The sequence below is a fragment of the Pacificoceanicola niger genome, assembly GCF_048553275.1.
GTDB lineage: Bacteria > Pseudomonadota > Alphaproteobacteria > Rhodobacterales > Rhodobacteraceae > Pacificoceanicola.
Window position 1 is genome coordinate 72,447 of the sequence record NZ_JBLZMW010000006.1, and the last position, 16,981, is coordinate 89,427.

At 63.4% G+C, this 16,981-nt stretch carries 15 protein-coding genes; 4 read left to right on the forward strand and 11 right to left on the reverse strand.

The window, feature by feature from the left end:
* Positions 1-34: 34 nt before the first annotated feature.
* The 10 genes from ACN2XU_RS09865 to ACN2XU_RS09910 all read right to left on the reverse strand — a co-directional run bounded on the left by ACN2XU_RS09865 (position 35) and on the right by ACN2XU_RS09910 (position 9,875).
* Positions 35-691 (reverse strand): DsbA family oxidoreductase, encoded by a 657-nt coding sequence (locus tag ACN2XU_RS09865; protein ID WP_419410265.1) that lies wholly within the window; start codon positions 689-691, stop codon positions 35-37.
* Positions 691-1,314, reverse strand: coding sequence for an NAD(P)H:quinone oxidoreductase (wrbA, locus tag ACN2XU_RS09870; protein ID WP_419410266.1), 624 nt, complete (start codon positions 1,312-1,314; stop codon positions 691-693). The genes ACN2XU_RS09865 and wrbA overlap by 1 nt, the downstream gene beginning before the upstream one ends.
* Positions 1,315-1,417: 103 nt before the next feature.
* Positions 1,418-2,302 (reverse strand): LysR family transcriptional regulator, encoded by an 885-nt coding sequence (locus tag ACN2XU_RS09875; RefSeq protein WP_419410267.1) that lies wholly within the window; start codon positions 2,300-2,302, stop codon positions 1,418-1,420.
* A 79-nt stretch (positions 2,303-2,381) separates the two neighbouring features.
* Complete coding sequence (gene nagB / locus ACN2XU_RS09880; protein ID WP_419410268.1) at positions 2,382-3,173, reverse strand: glucosamine-6-phosphate deaminase; 792 nt, start codon at positions 3,171-3,173, stop codon at positions 2,382-2,384.
* A 53-nt stretch (positions 3,174-3,226) separates the two neighbouring features.
* The gene (locus ACN2XU_RS09885; protein ID WP_419410269.1) at positions 3,227-4,177 is read right to left on the reverse strand and encodes a carbohydrate kinase family protein; all 951 of its coding nucleotides are present in this window, start codon (positions 4,175-4,177) and stop codon (positions 3,227-3,229) included.
* Entirely contained in the window at positions 4,174-5,232 is a 1,059-nt protein-coding gene (locus ACN2XU_RS09890; RefSeq protein WP_419410270.1) for an ABC transporter ATP-binding protein, read from the reverse strand. The genes ACN2XU_RS09885 and ACN2XU_RS09890 overlap by 4 nt, the downstream gene beginning before the upstream one ends.
* A 3-nt stretch (positions 5,233-5,235) precedes the next feature.
* On the reverse strand, positions 5,236-6,756 hold the full coding sequence (argH, locus tag ACN2XU_RS09895) for an argininosuccinate lyase (RefSeq protein WP_419410271.1): 1,521 nt from the start codon (positions 6,754-6,756) through the stop codon (positions 5,236-5,238).
* Positions 6,757-6,788: 32 nt separating this feature from the next.
* Complete coding sequence (locus ACN2XU_RS09900) at positions 6,789-7,667, reverse strand: carbohydrate ABC transporter permease (RefSeq protein ID WP_419410272.1); 879 nt, start codon at positions 7,665-7,667, stop codon at positions 6,789-6,791.
* A complete protein-coding gene (locus ACN2XU_RS09905) occupies positions 7,667-8,560 on the reverse strand; it encodes a carbohydrate ABC transporter permease (RefSeq protein ID WP_419410273.1) in 894 nt (297 codons plus the stop codon). Before ACN2XU_RS09905 ends, ACN2XU_RS09900 begins: the two co-directional genes overlap by 1 nt.
* Positions 8,561-8,615: 55 nt before the next feature.
* Positions 8,616-9,875: an extracellular solute-binding protein gene (locus ACN2XU_RS09910; RefSeq protein ID WP_419410274.1), complete on the reverse strand. Its 1,260-nt coding sequence runs from the start codon at positions 9,873-9,875 to the stop codon at positions 8,616-8,618.
* Positions 9,876-9,999: 124 nt separating this feature from the next.
* On the opposite strand from ACN2XU_RS09910, the gene ACN2XU_RS09915 reads away from it, so the two are divergent.
* The 4 genes from ACN2XU_RS09915 (at position 10,000) to ACN2XU_RS09930 (ending at position 15,890) form a co-directional block, all read left to right on the forward strand.
* A complete protein-coding gene (locus ACN2XU_RS09915) occupies positions 10,000-11,181 on the forward strand; it encodes an ROK family transcriptional regulator (protein ID WP_419410275.1) in 1,182 nt (393 codons plus the stop codon).
* A complete protein-coding gene (locus ACN2XU_RS09920; protein ID WP_419410276.1) occupies positions 11,178-13,538 on the forward strand; it encodes a PIG-L family deacetylase in 2,361 nt (786 codons plus the stop codon). Before ACN2XU_RS09915 ends, ACN2XU_RS09920 begins: the two co-directional genes overlap by 4 nt.
* A complete protein-coding gene (locus ACN2XU_RS09925; protein ID WP_419410277.1) occupies positions 13,535-14,419 on the forward strand; it encodes a DMT family transporter in 885 nt (294 codons plus the stop codon). Before ACN2XU_RS09920 ends, ACN2XU_RS09925 begins: the two co-directional genes overlap by 4 nt.
* 178 nt (positions 14,420-14,597) lie before the next feature.
* A complete protein-coding gene (locus ACN2XU_RS09930) occupies positions 14,598-15,890 on the forward strand; it encodes a PQQ-dependent sugar dehydrogenase (RefSeq protein WP_419410278.1) in 1,293 nt (430 codons plus the stop codon).
* A gap of 22 nt (positions 15,891-15,912) precedes the next feature.
* Here the strand turns inward: ACN2XU_RS09930 and ACN2XU_RS09935 are convergent, their stop codons facing one another.
* A complete protein-coding gene (locus ACN2XU_RS09935) occupies positions 15,913-16,980 on the reverse strand; it encodes a 2Fe-2S iron-sulfur cluster-binding protein (protein WP_419410279.1) in 1,068 nt (355 codons plus the stop codon).
* Between the last annotated feature and the right edge of the window lies 1 nt (position 16,981).

Sequence of the window (16,981 nt, forward strand, 5' to 3'; positions counted from 1 at the left end):
TGGTGCGCGTTCGGAAAAAAGAAGAGACTTCGCATCAGGCCGCCCCTTTGTGCGCGTCGGCGAGACGGGCGGCGTGCATTATTTGCGCCCGCAGATCCTCCATGGAGCCATGGAGCAGCTGTACGCCCGTTTCGCGTACGCGCAGCGTCGGAACGCTGCGTATGTTTAGCTGTCTTGCGCGCTGCCGATCCGCGTCAACAGCGCGGGCAATCCGCGTATCATCGAGCAGCGTGTTGAACGCCGTCTGGTCGTAACCGAGCGATGCCGCCAGGGCGAGAATGACCGCGCGATCCGCGATGTTCCGGGCCTTGGTGATATGTGCGTGTTGCAGCCGGTCGAACATGTCCCAATGTCCGGCCTGGCCGCCGACCGTCTCTGCCGCCTTGCACGCCAGCGCGGCGAGCATCCCGTGCGGATAGTCGAAGGCAGCCCGGCGCATGCCGTCGATGTTGATGAACGTGGGGCGGTCGCTTGCGGCACGGCACTGGCTCCAATGTGCCAGGATTGTCTCCCGCGCCTTCGCGGCTGAGCCCCAACGCGCCGCCATCTCCGCCGGGCTGGCCTGAAGAACAAAGGTGTGATGGCGGATGTCGAGGTCGTGCTCCCGTGCAAGGGTGCGCAGGCGGGGGGAGAGGTTGAAACACCACGCGCAGACCGCGTCATGAAAGAAATCAAGGGTCAGCGCAGCCATCACGCGACCTCCCGGTGCAGCTCAGCGGATCCAAGCTGCGCGGCGATGCGGGCCACATACGCCCCCTGATAGCGCGCGCCAGCAAGGTCCGTTTCGGTCGGGACCAGCGCCCCGTCGGCCCCGGCAATCGTCCCCGCGCCATAAGGCGCGCCGCCGATGATGCCATCGCGCGATGTCTGGCCCGCGAAGGTATAGGGCATCCCGGCGATCACCATGCCGAAATGCTGCAGCGGGATCTGGGTCGACAGCAGCGTCGCCTCATGCCCGCCATGCTGGGAGCCGGTGGAGGCGAACACGCCTGCGACCTTGCCGACAAGCGCGTTCTGCGCCCAGAGGCCGCCCGCCTGATCGAGAAATTGCTTTACCTGCCCGGCCATCATCCCGAAACGCGTGGGCGTGCCGAGCAGAATGCCGTCGTAGTGCGCCAGATCGGCGGGCGCGGCCTCGGGCGTGTCATCGGGCAAGTATCCGGCGGTTCTGCGGACGGCGTCGGGGACGGTTTCGGGAATACGGCGAATATCGACGGCTGTGCCCGGCACGCCGCGCGCGCCTTCGGCCTCTGCCTGCGCCAGCGTGCGGACATGTCCATAGCTGGAATAATAGAGAACGAGAATACGGGTCATGTGGATCTCCTTGGCGTTGGTTTTGTGGCCAGAAGATCGCTCTTGGAGGGGGCCGGAATAACCGGCAAAACGTAAGATCACTCTTTACGTAGGTTGAAGAATGTCAGCGCCGCAGCGCCACAGACAGATGGTCGAGGAAGGCCGACACGCGGGCGTCGAGACCAAGCCTTGAGCCGGTGATTGCAAAAATCTCCGGGGCGGGCAATTCGTGGTCCGGAAGCACCCGGACAAGCGTCCCCTTCGCCTCTTCTGCGTCCGAGATGAAATCCGGGGTCCCGACCCCCAAACCGGCAAGGAGCAGATCGCGGACAACAAGGCTGTTGCCGACGCGGACAAAAGGATCGAGCGGCACAATAACGATCCCGCCGGGACTGTTCAGCCTCCAGGAGTTCAGATGATCGGCCAGCAGGAACCCGACGACCGGGTGATGCTCGAGGTCGTATGGGGTCTTGGGCGTGCCGTTTCGGGCCAGGTACTCCGGCGCGGCGAAGATGCGTTGACGCATCGTGCCGATCTTGCGGGCGATCAGCGCGGAATCCGGCATGGTTGAGCGGATGCGGATCGAGACATCGAAGCCCCCTTCGATCATATCCACAACCCGATCGTCGAGCGACAGCGTCAGCCGCACATCCGGATATTGAGCGAGAAAATCCGGCAGCAGCGGGGCGATCACCATCTGGCCGAAGGAGTGCGACGCGTTGACCTTGAGATGTCCGCTGACAGCGCCCGCGCCCGCGCGTATGCGATCCTCGACCTGACTGACTGCGCCAAGGATCCCGAGCGCTTCGTCATAGAACAGGCGACCGTTGTCGGTCAGGGACATGGTGCGGGTCGTGCGCGTCAGCAGACTCGCGCCGAGGCTGTCCTCAAGCAGTTTCACCTCGCGGCTCAGCAGCGCTGGGGAGACGCCCAGGTCCTCCGCCGCGCGGGAAAAACTACCGCGCTCGACGATACGGCAGAAGGCATTCATGACCGAGAGCTTGTCCATCGCGTATTCAAAGCACGATCCCGGCACGAGATAAATGCCCCACGGCCAAGGGATGAGAGCGCCGTGGGCCCCGCCGCCGCTACCGGTCGGTTTCTTCGCGGAATTCGGCCCATTCGGGCTCGTTCGAAAAGACGAAGTCGTAGTACTCGCGGCCCGTCAGCTCAGCGGCCGCGTCATCGTCGAGCACCACTTTGCAGCTCGGATGAAGCTGGATGGCAGAGGCGCTGACGCGCGAAGTCAGCGGCCCTTCGACGGCGGAGGCGATCACCCCTGCCTTGGCCGCGCCGCAGGCCAGAAGCAGCAACTCCCGCGCCTCCAGAATGGTCCCGACGCCCATGGTCAGCGCTCTGCTTGGTACGGCCTGCGCATCACCGCCGAACATCCCGGCGTTCTGCTGACGGGTTGCCGGGGTCAGGGATTTATCGCGGGTGCGCGACATCAGGGCAGAGAGCGGCTCATTGAAGCCGATATGCCCGGCCTGCCCGATGCCGAGCAGTTGCAGGTCAATGCCGCCCGCCGCGGCGATGCGGTCCTCGTACTCGCGGGCGGCCAGCTTGAGGTCCGGGGCCATCCCGTAGGGGAGGTGCGTGTTGGCGGGGTCGATGTCGACCTTGCTGAACAGATGCGTATGCATGTAGTGCGCGTAGGAGTTGGGATTTGTCGCGGGTAGCCCGATGTACTCATCAAGATTGAAGGTGCGGCATCGGGCAAAGGAAACCCCGGAGGCAACAAGTCCGGCATAGACCGCCTCCATCGTGCGACCCGTGGCGAGGCCAAGCACCAGGTCTGGCTTGTCCCGCAGGCGCTTTTCGATCAGACGGACGGTCAGGTCCACGGCGCTCAGGCGGTCGGGCCGGATGATCACTTCCATGGTTCATGCTCCTGCGGACGGCGGCCAGCGTGCCGTCTGTCCGTGTTCGGGTGTCAATGGTTGGAAGAGGGGGCGCGAGCGGTGCCGATCTGGCGCTCTTGTCCGGCATCGGCCTTGTCCGCATCCTGTGCGCCCGGGCCGGGCGGCTGAGGCGGTGCACGGAAGCCCCCCCGCTGCGAGACGGCCAGATGACCCCGGCGGTGTCCGGATCGCAGGCAGTTCCGGAGATCATGGCCAGAGAGCCAGCTGCTCAGGAAACCGGCGTTGAACGCGTCGCCCGCGCCGGTGGTGTCGATGGCCTCGACGACCTTGGCCCCCTCATGGATGCGTTCTGTGCCGCGGATCGCCAGCGCGCCGCTTTTGCCTTGCTTGATCACGGTAAGAGGCGCGACGGACCTGTGCACACCGGCACGCGTCAGCATCTCCATTTCGGCCTCGTTCGGCAGGAATACGTCAACATCGGAGATCAGATCGCCGATCCGGGTGATATCGAGATCCTCGTCCCACCCGCAATCGAGCGACAGCGTGACCCCGGCGCGCCGTGCCAGATCAATCAGCTCCGGGCGCCCGGTCAGTGTCGCAAGTTCCCCGATGTGAATATGGCGCGCCCCAAGATCGTGGATGTGTTGCACCGACAGGGGCGGGAAGGCCGGCCCGACCCGGCGTGTCACGAAGGCCCGGTCGGACCTGCCTGCAAGGGCGACGGTGATTTGCGGATCTTCGGTCGGGTCACTGTCGGTACACAGGTGCGCATCCACGCCAGCATTCTCAAGGTCCCTCACCACGATATCGCGGAACGGCGGCACCGGCAGTGTGGCGCAAAGCGCAGCCCTGTTCCCGAGCGCCGAAAGATGCGCTGCGGTGATGTACGCACCCCCGCCAGCGTGCAGGCCTGTCCCTGCGGCGTAGACCTCGGTGCCCATCGTCGGCAGCCGTGGCAATCCGGTGAAGATAAGATCGCAATAGAGCCGCCCGACGCAGAGAATGGCCTTTGCATCGGTCATCTGAGCGTCTCGCCGGTCCTGGCGTCGAAGACGTGGATATTGTCTGGATGGGCACCGAGAGAGACAGCCTCGCCGATCTGGGGCGGATTGCGACCGTCGGCCTTGGCGATCACGTCGCCTTCGGAGGTGCCGACATAGATCAGCGTCTCATGGCCCAGCGGCTCGCGCACGGTGACCGGTCCCTCAAGGACGCGCCGGGGGTCTCCGGCCACGAAATCCTCGGGGCGGATGCCGATGATGATCTCCCGTCCCTCGGGGAGTGGTTTGGCAAGGTGCAGCGTTCCGCCGGTTGCGAGCGAAACCGCCCCATCGCCGGTGACCTTGCCCGCGATCATGTTCATCGCCGGGGCGCCGATAAATGTTGCGACAAAGGTGTTGGCCGGTTTGTGATACACATCGGCGGGGGTGCCGACCTGCTGGATGTGACCGTCCTTCATGATGACTATGCGGTCGGCCATGGTCATGGCTTCGACCTGATCGTGGGTGACGAAAACGATCGTGGAGCCGACACGCTGGTGCAGCTTCTTGATCTCCAGACGCATCTGGGTGCGCAGTTGGGCGTCGAGGTTCGACAGCGGCTCGTCGAACAGGAAAACCGCAGGATCGCGCACCATGGCCCGCCCGATGGCGACGCGCTGCCGCTGGCCACCGGAAAGCTGGCTGGGCTTGCGGTCCAGCAGATCGGTCATGCCGAGAAGCGTGGCCACCTCCTCGATCCGTTTTTCCTTTTCGGGTTTGGATGCCTTCGAGCTTCTCAGGCCAAAACCGATGTTCTTTCGCACGCTCATATGCGGATAGATCGCGTAATTCTGAAACACCATCGCGATATCGCGATCCTTGGGTTCGAGGTTGTTGACCACGGTCCCGCCGATTTCGATCACCCCGGAGGTGACCTCCTCAAGCCCGGCGATCATCCGCAATGTCGTGGATTTTCCACAGCCGGACGGCCCGACAAAAACGACGAATTCGCCGTCTTCAACCGCGAGGTTGATGCTGTGAAGCACTTCGGTCTTGTCGTAGGCCTTCACCAGATCGCGAAGAATTAAGTCAGCCACGGGTCAGCGCTCCATCAAGTTGGCAAAGGCGGCGTGCAGATCGCTTGCGGCCCGGGTGTGTCGCGACCGGCGCCTGTCCTGCGCGGCCCTGAGATCGTCGGTGGCAGCCTGCGCGGTGTCCAGCGCCCGCGCCAGAGCCTCCGGTGCGGGACCGCCGGTGCGATTGCGCACGGCGATGAACGCCTCGACCGAGCAGGCCTGCCGGAAGTCCGCATCGCTCAGGCGTGTCGCACGCCCGGTTTCGGCCTCGAAGGCGGCGGCGAAAGCGTCATGGCCGTCGCCGAGCGGGCGCTGTTCGGCAATCACCGCCCGCGCCGTTCTGGCCGCGATTTCATGCGCCTGCCGGAAGGTCAGGGCCTCGCTGCGGACCAGTGTGTCGGCCAGCTCCGTGATCGTTACGCAGGCGGCATCGGCGTTGCGCTGCACGTTGGCGGCATTGATCCCGCAGGCAGGCAGAAAGGCCGTGAGCAGGTGCAGCACCCGGCCACCGCTTTCGAACGCGGCATAGCCCGCCTGCTGCACCTCGCCCTCGCTGTCGTTCATGTCGGTGAACGGCGTGTTGTGCATGGTGTTGACGACCATGTCGCAGCGCCCCGCCGTGACCGATGCCAGATGGCGCATGTGTTCGATGGGCACCGGGTTGCGTTTTTGCGGCATGATCGAGCTGATCTGAACCAGTGCGTTGGGCACATAAAGCTGACCGACCTCGAAGCTGGACCAGAAGGCCATGTCCTGAACGACGCGGCCCAGATGCAGGAAAACAAGCTTGATCGCGCTGTAGAGCCCGGTGACGTAATCGACCGAGGCAATGCAGCCATAGGAGTTGACCAGCGGCCCCTCGAACCCGAGCAGATCCGCAACCCGCTCCCGATCAATCGGGAAGCCCGACGTGGTGATCGCCGCCGCCCCCATGGGGCAGTGCTCCAGCGCGTCGGCCGCCGCGTCGAGCCGCGCGGCATCGCGCAGCAGCACCTCGATCATCGCCGCGAGATAATGGCCGAAGGTCGTTGGTTGGGCGGGTTGGCCGTGAGTATAGGCGACGATCGGCGTTTCGGCCTCTGCCCGCGCCTTGGCGATCAGCGCATCCGCGAGATCCAGCATCTGCGATTGCATCGTGTCGCTTCTTTGCCGCAGGGCCAGTTTGAACAGCGTGTGATCCATGTCGTTGCGCGAGCGGGCAGTGTGCAGCGCGCCGCCGAGATCGCCAAGCCTGTCGCGCAGGGCGGCCTCGACCACGAAGAAGTAGTCCTCGAATTCACCGGTATAGGTCAGCGCGTCGATGTCGGTTTCGGCCTCGATGGCGGCAAGCGCCCCGGCGATTTTCGCGGCGTCGGTGCCGGAGAGGATGCCGGTTTCAGACAGCATCACCAGATGCGCGCGATTGATCGCCGCCATGTGCGTGGCGTAATGCGCCTTTACCCCCTCGAACAGCGGGGCCAGCACCGTGTCGCGGTAGACCGGGTCCGGGAAGGTGGTGGTGTCTCGGAGGTGGGGGGCTGCGCGTTTGCCTTCTGGGGTCGCCACGGCGTCACCTGCTTTCTTTGTCGAATGATCGTTCATCCCTTCAGCCCCGCCATGACAACGCCCCGGATGATGAATCGCTGGAAAACCAGGAAGACGATCAGCGTCGGGATGGTGGAAATCGCCGCTCCGGTCATGATCAGCTCCCAGGCCACGTCCGCCTCGTCGCCGAAGGAGGAGAGGCCCACCGGGAGCGTGTACATCTCGACCGAACTTGTGACGATCAGCGGCCAGATAAAGGCGGTCCAGTTGCCCAGGAACACAAAGATCGCCAGCGCCGCGAGCGCCGGTTTGACCAAGGGCATCGCCACGATCCACCATATCTGCAACTCGTTCAGCCCGTCGATCCGGGCCGCTTCGATGAAATCGTCCGGGACGGTCTCGAAGAATTGCTTCATCAAGAAGGTGCCGAAGGCCGTCATCAGGCCGGGGAACATGATGCCCCAATAGGTGTCGAGCCAGCCGAACTGCTGGCTCATCAGATACCACGGGATCACCAGCATTTCGGTGGGGATCATCAGGGTCGACAGGATGGCGATAAAGACGATGTAGCGGCCGGGAAAGCGGAACTTGCACAGCGTATAGCCGACAAGGCTGTCAAAGATGACGTTGCAGACCGTGGTGATCACGGCGATGATGATCGAATTGAGGAACCACCAGTAGAACCGGCCATCCTCAAGAACATAGGTGTAGTTTTCAAGCGTCGGCTCGTCGGGGATGAGCTTGAGGTTGTAGACCTCATGTGGCCATTTCAGTGAAGTCGACAGCATGTAGACGATGGGCATGACCATCGCGATCCCGCCGAGAAACAGCAGCAGCCAACGCAGAAATTGCCCCAGGTTGCGCGGACGTTTTGGTGCCTCTGATTTGAGAAGGGCATCGGTTGTCGGTCGGATCTCTTCCGTGATCGCCATTATTTGTCCCTCAGGATGCGAAGCTGCAGGAGGCTGACAACCAGAAGGACAAGGAACAGAACCACGGTCTGAGCCGCCGCATAGCCCATGTCGAACTTCGAAAACGCGCTCTCGTAGATCATCAGGACAAGCGGTTTCGTCGAGTTGAGCGGCCCGCCCGGATTGTTCGTCGTCATGTTGAAGACATGGTCAAAGATTCGCAGAAAGCCGATCGACGAAAATACGACGATAAAGACGATGGTGGGTTTGAGCAGCGGGATGGTGATTTCCCAAAGCACGGTCCACCAGCCGACGCCGTCGATCTTTGCCGCCTCATAATAGCTCTTGGGGATGGCCCGCAGACCGGCCATGAAGATGATGACCTGAAACCCAAGCCCGGCCCAGACCGCCGGGGCAAGGACCGCCGGCAGCGCGTTGGTTGTCGAATTGAGGAAATTGATCTGCGGAATGCCGAAACTGGCCAGCATGTTGTTGAACAGCCCGATCGGCACCGGTTGATAGAACCAGCGCCAGACCCAAGCCATCGCCACGGCGCTTGTCATGAACGGCAGGAAATAGAGCATCCGCAGAAAGCCGTGCATGAAGCGCAACTTGTCGAGGTGGTAGGCGATCACGAAGGACAGAACGAGGCTGATCGGGGTGCCCAGCAACAGGTAGACAAATGTGTTCTTGAACACCTTCCAGAACACCGGATCATTGAAGAGCTTGACGTAATTGTCGAACCCCGCCCATTCGCGCGTGCCCAGCAGGTTCCAGTCCTGGAAGCTGATCAGGATCGCATTCCCGGTCGGGTAGAACCGGATCACCGAATAAAACACCACGGGCAGGGCAAGAAACGCCCAGGCCCAGGCGATGTGTTTTTGCCGGATCGTAAGACTGCTCCAACGGATCATGCTGTCCTCGCGCGCAGGATTGGCCCCGGCCTCTGAAAGGCCGGAGCGGCATTGGTCACTTGGCGTAGTATTCGTCGAGCAATGCCTGCTCGGCTTTGGCCGCGATGGCGAGGCTTTCGGCGGGGTCCATGTCTTCGAGCTGGATACGCTCGATCATTTCCACCATCAGCTGACGCTGACCGGATTCATCTGCGAACTTGGTGGTATGGGCGTATTCTAGACCACGGATGAACGGGCCGAAGACCGGGTCGTTTGCATTCTCATCGGTCATGCCAACCGATGGTTTCGCGGGCAACTCCCCGACCACATCGAGCCAGACCTGCATCGCCTCATCGGAGGTGATGTACTCCATGAACTTCACGGCGGCGTCGTATTTCTCGCCTTCAGCCTTCGTGGTGATCGCATTGACCCAATAGGACGAATAATTCGATCGCGTCCCGTCTGCCGTTGCGGGAAGTTCGGTCACGCCCCACTTGAGGCCGCGAATGCCGGCCAGCGAGCCGATCCGGAACGAGCCGTCGATATGCAACGCCGCGCGGCCGGCCTTGAACGCGGCCTGCGGCTCATCCATGAAGCCGATCGCGGTGACCGGGTTTTCGCCCATGAAGAGGTTGGTGTAGAAATTGAGCGCATCGAGCCCGGCCTCGGAGTCGTAATTCACCGTCTTGTAGTCATCGAGGTAAGGCTCGCCGCCCATTTGCCGCACCAGCCCTTCACGCCACCAATGGTGGTCCTGGGCCGTCATGCCCGCCGTCAGACCGACTTGTGTCAGGTTGCCTGCGCCGTCGACCTTTGTGGTCGCGGCGGCGACAGTCATCAGCTCTTCGAGCGTGGCGGGCGGTTCGACGCCCGCCTCATCCAGCAGTCGTTCGTTGTAGAACAGCGCCAGCGAGCGAACGGCGGTCGGCAGGGCCCAGTAGTTGTCGCCGTCTTTCATGGCCTGAACCATCGGGAAGAAGTCGGCGTCGATCTGCGCCGCCGGGAAGGTGTCCGCCGGAAGCGGCTGGATCAGGTCGGCCTCCACGTAATCATTGAGCCAGCCGTAGAAAAGCTGAACCACGTCGGGGCCTTCCCCGGCCGGGATCGATGCGGCGACCTTGGTGCGGTAATCGGCATAGGGGAAGGTCGTCATCGTCACCGTGATGTCCGGGTTTGCCGCTTCGAACGCCTCGATCAACTGCTCCATGGCGGTCACGCGGGCGTCGTAGAAATATTGCCAGTACTCGATCTCCACGGCTTGCGCGGAGGTTGCAGCAAGCGCGGCAAGGCTCGCCGCGCCAGCAAATGCGAACGATTTCAATCCTCTGAAAGTCAATGTCTTTCTCCCTGTTGACGATGCCGACTGCAGCCGGTCCTTGCCGCGGTCGTGGCCGCGTCCTCAATGGTTAACTCAACTGTATTGAGTATTCAAGTTTGTTGCGGTAAGCGAAGACATGATCATGCTCTCAGATATCGTTCTTGGCGCCAATGCAGGGCGTTCGCGCAGCCACAACAGGCGGATGGTCCTTGGTCAGGTGCGCAACGCCGGAAAAATGGGCAGGGCGGAGATCGCCCGTGCCGCAGGTTTGTCGATCCAGGCGGTCTCGAACATCACGTCGGATCTTCTCGATGACGGACTTATTGTCGAAAAGGGACGTGTCGCGTCCGGCCGAGGGCATCCGCCGGTGCAATATGCGCTGAACCCGGGCGGGGCCTTTGCGCTCGGCGTGGAAATCCGGCCGGACGCGATCTTTGCGGCCGTTCTCAACCTCTGCGGCGAGACAATGGCCTCCGAGCGTCGATCGCTTCCGGCCACGGACCGCGATACGGTCACGCGGGCACTCCTCTCCTTGCGGAAGGACATCATGGTCCGCGCGTCGATAGAGCCGCAGCGACTGCTGGGCGCCGGGATCGTGATGCCGGGACCGTTCGGATCCACAGGGCTGAGCGGCAGTGTGTCGGATCTGCCCGGTTGGGACGGGATCGCGCCGCGAAGCTGGTTTGCCGACCATCTGGCTATTCCGGTGCTGGTCGAGAACGACGCCAACGCTTCGGCCATGGCCGAGCGCTTCAACGGCGTCGCCCAGAATTTGGAGTCCTTTGCCTATATCTACTTTGGCCGGGGCCTAGGTCTTGGCGTGATTGCCAATGGCCGTCTGCTGACCGGTGCATTCGGCAACGCGGGGGAAATCGGCCACATTCCCGTCCCGAGCGGGGGGCGCTCGGTTCCGTTGGAAAATGTCGTGAGTCGCTTCTCCGTCCAGCGCGCGCTGGAAGAGCGGGGCGTGACGGCGTCGAGCACGGAGGATCTTGCCGATCTGTACGCGGCGCGCCATCCGGTCTTGATGGCCTGGCTGGACACCGCAACCGAGCCGCTTGCGGCGGCGATCACCACGCTCGAAAACCTGTTTGACCCCGAAACCGTGATCCTTGGCGGGGCGATGCCGCAACCGATCCTCGAACATCTGACCGAAACCCTGCCCTTGGCGGAACGCTCCGTGTCGAGCCGCGCTGACAGGCAGCATCCCCGCCTGATGAAGGGCGCCTCGGGGCGTCTGACGGCAACGCTTGGCGCGGCGGCGCTGGTGATTGATCAGGCCTTCGTCCCACGATTTGCAGACCCGACCCAGGAGAGGCCATGACCACCCCAGATCAATCCCGGATTGTCGAAGACCGCGCACGCCCGAGGATCATGGCGCTTTGGTGGGCTCTGCGCCCTCTGGTCTCGGTTGTCCGGTTCATGCAATCCGGCGCTCATCCGGATGACGAAATGTCCGGAATGCTGGCCGCTCTGACCTTTCGGGATGGCATTAACCTCTCCTACGCCTGTTCGACGCGGGGCGAGGGCGGCCAGAACGACATCGGCACCGAAGCGGGAGCCGATCTTGGCGCGCTGCGAACCCGCGAGATGGAACGGGCCTGCGATGTCCTTGGTATGCGGATGTATTGGCATTCCGAAACGCCGGACGACCCGATCACGGACTTCGGGTTTTCGAAGAGCGGTGTGGAAACGCTTGGGAAGTGGGGGCGCGAACGGACCCTCGCCCGCTTTGTCGAGATCGTTCGGAGCGAGCGGCCGGACATCCTGTGTCCGACCTTTCTTGATGTCCCGGGCCAGCACGGACACCACCGCGCCATGACGCAGGCGGCGCATGAGGTGATGGCGGCGGCAGCCGATCCGCGGTTTCCCTGCAATCTGCCGCCGTGGCAGGTGCGAAAACTCTACCTCCCCGCGACCTCGGGCGCAGGTCAGGCCTATGATGATGCCGAGCCGCCCCCGCCCGCGACACTGACCATCGACGGGTCTGGCGGTGATCCGGTCAGTGGCTGGAGCTGGAGCCGCATCGGTCAGCAATCCCGGGCCTTTCACCGCACGCAGGGCATGGGCCGTTGGGTGCCGCCCGGCTCGCGCGCCGACTGGAAGCTGCATCTTGCCGAAACCCATGTTCGCGGCCCGGATGTCGCCCTGACGGCTGGATTGCCAGCCACGCTGGGGGATCTCGCGGCGCTGGATGCGGCCGGACCGATTGCAGACCATCTGATCGCTGCACAGGCCGGGATCGACGCCGCCATTGCGGCGTTTCCTGACTACTCAAAGGTTGCCGAAGGCGCACTTGCCGCGCTCAAGGCGGTGCGCGCCGCCGTGGCGGGCTGTCCTGCGGACGCGCGGGACGAGATCGCCCACCGTTTGGAGGCCAAGGAGTGCCAGCTTTCCCATGTCTTGCGGATCGCTGTGGGCGTCGAGGTGCATGCCCGGGTTGCGCAGAGTTTCCTGCATGCCGGATCGAGCGCGCCCCTGACGGTCGAGCTGGATCCTGGTCGTGCGGAGGTCTCTGTATCGCTTGTCTTGCCGGAGGGTTTGCGTGAGGCCGATGGCGTCTTGACCGTCGCTGAGGACGCCGTGCCCAGCGACCCCTATCCTGCGTTCTACGACCCCGCCGCGCCGGGCGCGCCAGCGGTCCAGCTGACCATCCGGACGCTGGATACTGAGATCGTGACGCGGGTTCCGTTCGAGCAAGTGCCGGTCATTCTGCCATCGCACGCGGTGGCGGTGTCGCCGGACAAGGCGTTGATCAACCTGGCAGGCGCGGAGCGGACAGCAGAGGTGACGATCCGGGACGTACGCCCGGGCGGCGCGGAGGCGCAGCTTGATGCTCCGGAGGGCTGGACGGTCACATCCGAAGGCGAGCTCCGCCGGATTACGCTGCCACAGGATGCGACAGCCGGGCTGTACCATATCCCGGTGCAGGTTGGAGGCTGCGCCGCTGCTGTGGTGCGCCAGATCGACCACGCTCATGTGCAAAAAACCGCCACCCACCGTGCGGCTGACATCAGCCTGCGCGCGCTGCACGCAGCGGTGCCGGAAGTTCGGGTGGGCTATGTCGGTGCGGGCAATGATCGTGTGGATCATTGGCTGCGGGCCATTGGCGCGACGGTCGAAACCGTTGGCCCCGACGATCTGTCCAGCGACGCGGTGCTGGCCCGGTTCGACACGATCATCATCGGCATATTCGCCATGCGGTTCCGGCCCGGTCTTGCCGCTGTCATGCCGCGATTGCACCGCTGGACCGAAGACGGCGGCACGCTTGTGACGCTCTACCATCGGCCGTGGGACAATTGGGACCCTGACACCATACCGCCCCGGCGGCTCGAAATCGGCCAGCCGTCCCTGCGCTGGCGTGTGACCGATGAGACCGCTGCGGTGCGCCATCTTGGTGAGCACGACATCCTGAGCGTGCCGAACAGGATCGGGCCGGAGGATTGGCAGGGGTGGGTCAAGGAGCGCGGGCTGTACTTTGCCAGGTCCTGGGATCCGGCGTACACACCGCTTCTGGAAATGTCCGATCCTGAGGAGTCCCCGCATCGCGGCGCGCTTCTGGTTGCGGATATTGGAAAAGGGCGGCACGTGCACACATCTTTGATCCTGCACCACCAGATGGAGCACCTTGTGCCCGGAGCATTCCGGTTGATGGCGAACCTGATCGCTCCGCGCCGATGAGCGAAGACGCCCCGCGTGACAATCTGCGCGGCGGCGGCTGGCTGCTGGCGGATATGTCGCTCAACATCTGGGCGCTCTCGATCGTGAAGTGGCTCGGGGCGGATTACCCCGCCTCGCAGATCGTCTTCTTGCGCGCCCTGACCGGTCTCGTGCTGATCGCGCCGTTGATTGTACGGGAGCGGGCCCTGTTCCGGCAGGTAGAGACTCTGGGGTTGCATCTCCTGCGGGTCCTGATGGCCGTGATCACCCTGTCGGCCAGCTTTTTTGCCATATCGCGCATTCCCTTTGCCACGGTTTCGGCCCTTGGGTTCACCCGGCCCTTGATGACGATGGTTCTGGCCGGTTTGTTGCTGCGCGAGACGATCACGGGCCGACAGTGGATCGCCGCCGGTCTGGCACTTTGCGGCGTTTTGATCGCGGTTCAGCCCGGCGCGGTGCCCTGGAACCTCGGTCTTGCCGCAATGGCGGTGGTGGTGTTTTCCGGGGCCGGAACCGTGATTGCGACCCGTCGACTGCGTGCGGCGCCAGTGATCGTGATGATGACATTCTACACAGCAGGTCTGACCATCTTTTCGGCCCCAGTCGCGCTGGCCTTTTGGACGCCGGTCCAGCCGGGACATCTGGTGCCGCTGCTGCTGGTGGGGCTTTTTGCGCAGACGGCGCAGGTTTGCTACCTTCGCGCGCAGTACCACGGGACCGCAGGGTTTCTTTCGGTTCTAAGCTACCTGAGCCTGGTGTTCTCCGTCTCGGTCGGGTTTTTCGTGTTTGATGAGCGCCCGACGGTCGCATTTCTCTGCGGGGCGTGTCTTGTCGTTGGGGCCGCCATCTGGGTCACTCTGTATAGCCGCAAAGCTCACGGGAGCCGGGGCAGGCGCGCCTGAAAGCCGCCCGCCTCGCCGAACGGCGGCTTGTCGGATCAGGTGCCTGTCCCGCGTCGTGCGCGGCCGGGAGCCAATCGCGGTCCTGCGGCGGCGTGGCCCTCATGCGCCCTGCAAGATGGAGGGTGTCGTGGCGGTCTCATCTCCGGTAGGATGAAGCGAAAACACAGGAAAAACTGACATGAATATTCTCGCAAAAGCCACCGCTCTCGTGGGGGGCTCCGTCGCCTACATGCGGCGCATGGGTTCGCCGAAGCATCAGGCGTTCGGCGACAAGCCGGAGATCCCCGAAGCGCGCAAACAGGGGATCATGACGCTGAAAATGCCAGCGGCAGAAGGCTGGAAAAACGGCCGGTTGCCGATCTGTGCGCCGGGTCTGACAGTCAATGCCTTTGCCTCCGGCCTTGATCATCCCCGCTGGATCGAGGTGCTTCCCAACGGGGATGTGCTTGTGGCGGAATCCAAGGAGCAGCCCGGGCCGCCAAAGACCCTGATGGATCACGCCGCGCAGGCCACGATGCGCCGCGTCAAGGCCATCGGCAAGAGCGCGAACCGCGTGACCTTGTGGCGGGACGCCGACGGCGACGGGACGGCCGAAATTCGTGAGGTCTTTGTCGAGAACCAAAACCAGCCATTCGGCATGGCGCTGATCGGAAATCGCTTTTACCTGGGCAACACGGATGGGATCCGCGTCTTTGACTACGCGCCCGGCGCGACGGCGCTAAGCGGCGAGGGCGAGAAACTGGTGGATTTCAAACCACACGGCCATTGGACCCGCAGCCTGCTCGTCTCGCCCGACGAGAGCAAGATCTATGCCGGTGTCGGATCGCTTTCGAATATTGCCGATCAGGGGATGGAGGTCGAAGAGGGCCGCGCGGCGATCTGGGAGTTGGACGTGGCGAGCGGCGAGGCACGGATCTTTGCCTCCGGGTTGCGCAATGCGGTTGGCATGGCGTGGGAGCCGGTGACCTGCAAGCTCTGGACCGCGGTGAACGAACGCGACGGCCTCGGGGATGAGACGCCGCCGGATTATCTGACGTCGGTCGAGGAGGGTGGCTTTTACGGCTGGCCTTACTGTTACTGGGGCAAGACCGTGGATGACCGTGTGCCGCAGGACCCGCAAATGGTCGCCAAGGCGATCACGCCGGATTTTGCGCTCGGTGGGCACACGGCATCGCTTGGGCTTTGCTGGATGCCGGCGGGCACCTTGCCAGGCTTCGGCGATGGCATGGTGATCGGGCAGCACGGATCCTGGAACCGCTCGATCCTCAGCGGCTACAAGCTGATTTTCGTACCCTTCGAGAACGGCAAGCCGAGCGGTCCGGCGCGGGACATTCTGTCCGGCTTCCTGTCCGAGGACGAAAAGCTGGCCTACGGACGACCGGTTGGCGTGACAATCGGGCCGGATGGCAAATCGCTGCTGATGGCCGATGATGTCGGCGACATCATCTGGCGGGTGACCGGGGCAGTGTGATCTGCCCCGTCCTCGGCCGCGATCATTCGTCGTAGGTCAGCACCACCTTGTCCGAGAGTGGGATGCACTGACACGACAGCACGTAGCCGGCGCGGACTTCGTAGTCTTCTAGGGCGTGGTTGATCTCCATTTCAACCTCGCCTTCGAGCACTTTCGCCCGACAGGTCGAACAGACCCCCGCCTTGCACGAATAGGGCGCGTCCATGTCGTTATCGAGCGCGGCATCGACGATGACCGTGCCGTCCTTTGGCATGGTGAAATTGCGAGTCACCCCGTCGAGGGTGATGGACACAGCGCATTCGCCGCCCTGCGCCGCCACGCCCTTGGAGACGGTTTTCTTCTTCGCTCTGCCCGGTTGAGACGAAGCGAACAGCTCGAACTTGATCTGATCGTCGTCCAGACCATGAGCGCGCAGGCTGTCGGCGATGGTCAGCATCATCGGCTCAGGGCCACAGATAAAGGCCGTGTCTATGCTCTCGGCGTCGATCCAAAGCCGGAACAGCATCTCCATTTTCTCGGCATCGACCCGTCCGGTGAAAAGGTCGATATCGCCTTCGGTTTCGAGGATATGCAGGACCGAAAACCGCCCGAGATAGGTGTTCTTGATGTCCTCAAGCTCCTCGCGGAACATGATCGAAGTGACCTGCCGGTTGGCGTACACCAGCGTGAAGGTGGACAGCGGCTCGCGCGCCAGCGTGGTCTTGATGATCGATAGAAGCGGCGTAATGCCGGAGCCGCCGGCAAACCCGAGATAGTTCTTGGCCGTGTCCGGTTCGAGCACCGTGAAAAACCGGCCCTGCGGCGGCATGGCTTCGACGGTGTCGCCGGGCTTCAGACTTTCATTGGCCCAGGTCGAAAATGCTCCGCCCTCGACCCGTTTGATGCCAACCTTGAGCAGGCCCTCGTCCAGCCCGGCGCAGATCGAGTAGGAGCGGCGCAGCTCCTCGCCGTCAAAGGCGCGGCGGAAGGTAAGGTACTGCCCTTGGGTGAAGCCGAATTCGGCCGGATCGTGCGGTCTAAGCGTGACCACGACGGCATCGCGGGTCTCGCGTTGGACATCGGTGACGTCAAGGGTGTGAAAGCGGGGCATG

Excerpts from the sequence above, each read along its gene's own strand:
- ACN2XU_RS09925 (WP_419410277.1), top strand. The coding sequence starts at position 13,535 with ATGAGCGAAGACGCCCCGCGTGACAATCTGCGCGGCGGCGGCTGGCTG.
- ACN2XU_RS09935 (WP_419410279.1), bottom strand. The coding sequence starts at position 16,980 with ATGCCCCGCTTTCACACCCTTGACGTCACCGATGTCCAACGCGAGACC.
- ACN2XU_RS09905 (WP_419410273.1), bottom strand. The coding sequence starts at position 8,560 with ATGATCCGTTGGAGCAGTCTTACGATCCGGCAAAAACACATCGCCTGG.
- ACN2XU_RS09920 (WP_419410276.1), top strand. The coding sequence starts at position 11,178 with ATGACCACCCCAGATCAATCCCGGATTGTCGAAGACCGCGCACGCCCG.
- ACN2XU_RS09885 (WP_419410269.1), bottom strand. The coding sequence starts at position 4,177 with ATGACCGATGCAAAGGCCATTCTCTGCGTCGGGCGGCTCTATTGCGAT.
- ACN2XU_RS09930 (WP_419410278.1), top strand. The coding sequence starts at position 14,598 with ATGAATATTCTCGCAAAAGCCACCGCTCTCGTGGGGGGCTCCGTCGCC.
- nagB (WP_419410268.1), bottom strand. The coding sequence starts at position 3,173 with ATGGAAGTGATCATCCGGCCCGACCGCCTGAGCGCCGTGGACCTGACC.
- wrbA (WP_419410266.1), bottom strand. The coding sequence starts at position 1,314 with ATGACCCGTATTCTCGTTCTCTATTATTCCAGCTATGGACATGTCCGC.
- ACN2XU_RS09865 (WP_419410265.1), bottom strand. The coding sequence starts at position 691 with ATGGCTGCGCTGACCCTTGATTTCTTTCATGACGCGGTCTGCGCGTGG.
- ACN2XU_RS09915 (WP_419410275.1), top strand. The coding sequence starts at position 10,000 with ATGCTCTCAGATATCGTTCTTGGCGCCAATGCAGGGCGTTCGCGCAGC.
- ACN2XU_RS09900 (WP_419410272.1), bottom strand. The coding sequence starts at position 7,667 with ATGGCGATCACGGAAGAGATCCGACCGACAACCGATGCCCTTCTCAAA.
- ACN2XU_RS09875 (WP_419410267.1), bottom strand. The coding sequence starts at position 2,302 with ATGGACAAGCTCTCGGTCATGAATGCCTTCTGCCGTATCGTCGAGCGC.